The sequence below is a fragment of the Gammaproteobacteria bacterium genome (assembly GCA_028817255.1).
Taxonomy (GTDB): Bacteria; Pseudomonadota; Gammaproteobacteria; order Porifericomitales; family Porifericomitaceae; genus Porifericomes; species Porifericomes azotivorans.
This window is the reverse complement of record JAPPQA010000091.1, coordinates 1-3,032: the sequence shown is the minus strand read 5'-3', so window position 1 is coordinate 3,032 and position 3,032 is coordinate 1. Positions and strand designations below refer to the sequence as shown.

Genomic DNA, 3,032 nt, shown 5'->3' with positions numbered 1-3,032 from the left:
GAATCTACCCTCCATGGCGGGGTGGGAATCGTTTCCCCTCGATTGCGTAACGGCTTGGGGCGCCTGCCGGCCGTATGTATGTATTGACAGCGGCAGCCGTTAGCCCGTAGCCTTTGTCCTTGCCCTTGCCCGAAAAAGATAGAGAGGAGTCCAATGGCCACTTTCAAAATCAATGGTAAAACCCGCAGCGTTGACGAAGACGCGGATACGCCGCTCTTGTGGGTCATCCGCGAAACGCTGGGCATGACCGGAACCAAATTCGGCTGCGGCGTCGCTTCCTGCGGCGCCTGCACCGTTTACGTGAACGGCAAGCCGGAGCGTTCGTGCACGCTGCCGCTGTCCGCCGCGGAAGGCGCCGACATCACCACCATCGAAGGCGCCGGCGGCCCGGCGGTCGCCGCCGTCCGCGACGCCTGGCGCGAACTGCAGGTGCCGCAATGCGGCTGGTGCCAGTCCGGGCAAATCATGTCCGCCGCCGCGCTCCTGAAGCAAAACCCCAAACCCGACGACCAGGCGATTGACGCGCGGATGTCCGGCAACGTCTGCCGTTGCGCCACTTATCACCGCATCCGCGCCGCCGTGCACCGCGCCGCGGAAATTCTGGAGGGCTGAACCATGGATTCCCGCAAAACTGACCGCAAACCCGCCCGCCAGCCCGCGCCGCTGCGCCCCTGCGCGGCCCGGGCGGCGCACATCGTGCCGCCGGTAAGCCGCCGCGACTTTCTAAAAACCGCCGCGACCGTGGCCGCCGGGACGGCGGTGCTAAGCGTCGGCCTCGACTCGGCCGGCAACATCGCCGCTGCCGCCGACGGCGGGCTGGTCACGGATTTCGTGCGCGTGTATTCGGATAACCGCGTAGTCGTGGTGATCAAACACTTCGAGGCCGGGCAGGGCCCGACCATCGGCCTGGCGACCCTGGTGGCCGAGGAAATGCACGCCGACTGGGCACAGGTGGAAACCGTCTTCGCCCCGGCCGACAACGAGCGCTACGCCAACCTGGCCTGGGGCCTGCAGGGCACCGGCGGCTCCAGCGCGATGGCCAACTCGTTCATGCAATACCGCAATGCCGGCGCGCTGGCGCTGGCGCAGTTGCGCGCCGCGGCGGCGAAAGAATGGGGCGTTGCCGAAACCGACATCCGCGCGGCCAACGGCGTGCTGTCCCACGGCAAGCGGCGCGCCGCCTTCGGCGAGATGGCCACCGCCGCCGCCGTCGCGCAACTGCCCGAATTGCCCGAGGGCGAGGGGCCGGAGTTGAAACAGCCGGCGGACTTCACTTTGATCGGCCGCGACCGCCTGCAACGCAAAGACATGGCCGGCAAGACCGACGGCAGCACGGTGTTCGCGATGGACTTCCGCCCGCCCAATGCGCTGTTCGCGGTGGTCGCCCGGCCGCCGAAGTTCGGCGGCACGGTGAAAAGCTTCGACGACTCGGCGGCGCGCAAGGTGCGCGGCTTCGCCGGCGCCAGGAAGATCCCGGCCGGCGTCGCCGTCTATGGCGAAACCCCCTGGGCGGCAATCAAAGGGCGGCGCGCGTTGCGTACGGAGTGGGATTTCTCGCAGGCCGAAACTCGTTCCTCGAAGCAAATGTTCGCCGACTACTGGCGCGCGCTGGAGCAGCCGGGACTGTCGGCGCGCGCCGACGGCGATGCCGATGCCGCGCTCGGGACGGCGGCGCAAACGGTAGCGGCCGACTTCGAGTTCCCGTTCCTCGCGCATGCGCCGATGGAGCCTTTGAACTGCGTCATTCAATTCCGCGACGGCAAAGTGACGCTGTGGGACGGCTGCCAGATCCCCGGCGCCGTGCAGGGGGCGGTCGCCGGCGTGTTCGGAGTCGAGCCGCGGCAGGTGGACATCGTTTCGCTGTTTGCCGGCGGCACCTTCGGCCGCCGCGCCACGCCGACCAACGACTACCAGATGGAGGCGGCTCATGCGCTGAAGGTTTCGCCCGACGCCTCGCGGCCGCTGCGGTTGTTCTGGACCCGCGAGGACGACATTCGGGGCGGGTTCTACCGCCCGATGTACGTGCACCGCGTCCGCGCCGGCATTGACGCGGACGGACGGATGCTTGCCTGGCGGCAGGACTTGGCCGGCAAGCCCATTCTTATCGGCACGGCCTTCGAAGGTTTCGTGAAAGACGGAGTGGACCCGTCCTCGGTGGAGGGCGCGGCCACGCTGCCTTACGCGGTGCCGAATCTGCGCGTGGAAGTGCGCAACTTGCAGGAGTCGCCGGTGCCGGTGCTGTGGTGGCGCTCGGTGGGCCATACGCACACGGCGTACTCCACCGAGATCGTGACCGACATGCTGGCGCAAAAGGCCGGTGCCGACCCGGTGCAGTTCCGGCTGAGCCACCTGCAAGACCACCCGCGCCACGCCGGCGTGCTGCGCCGCGTCGCGGCCATGTCGGGATGGGGCAAACCCGCGCCGGCCGGGCGCTTTCGCGGCGTCGCCGTGCACGAGTCCTTCAATTCCTACGTGGCGCAGGTGGCGGAGATTTCGCTGACCGGCGCCGGCGCGGTGAAGGTGGAAAAAGTCTGGTGCGCGGTGGACTGCGGCGTCGCCGTCAACCCCGATGTCATCCGCGCGCAGATGGAGAGCTGCATCGGCTACGGCCTGGGCGCGGCGATGCGCAACCAGGTGACGCTGAAAGAAGGCGGCGAGGTAGAGCAGAGCAACTTCCCCGACTACGAGCCGTTGCGGATGCGCGACATGCCGGCGGTGGAGGTGGGCATCGTGCAGTCGGACGAGCCGCCTACCGGCGTCGGCGAGCCCGGCCTCCCGCCCGTCGCGCCGGCCCTGGCGAATGCGATCTTCGCCGCCACGGGCAAGCGGGTGACCTCGCTGCCGCTGACGGCGCACGGCGTGAAGTTCGCTTAACGTTCGTTTAACGGCCCGCTTAGCGCGCTGTTAGTCCAGATATTGCGCGAAGGGGGTACAAAAAGCGCGTGATTCCGCCCTCACCCTCGGTCCCTCTCCCAAAGGTGTACAGACCGGATACATAGTTTACACCTGTGCGGGGACATCGTTTACACATG

At 67.8% G+C, this 3,032-nt stretch carries 2 protein-coding genes; both read left to right on the top strand.

Going from position 1 to position 3,032, the window contains the following annotated elements; translation table 11 throughout:
* The first annotated feature begins 153 nt into the window (after positions 1-153).
* Positions 154-612: a (2Fe-2S)-binding protein gene (locus OXU43_04140; GenBank protein MDD9824346.1), complete on the top strand. Its 459-nt coding sequence runs from the start codon at positions 154-156 to the stop codon at positions 610-612.
* Between the two features lie 3 nt (positions 613-615).
* Entirely contained in the window at positions 616-2,874 is a 2,259-nt protein-coding gene (locus OXU43_04135) for a xanthine dehydrogenase family protein molybdopterin-binding subunit (protein MDD9824345.1), read from the top strand.
* Positions 2,875-3,032 lie beyond the last annotated feature (158 nt).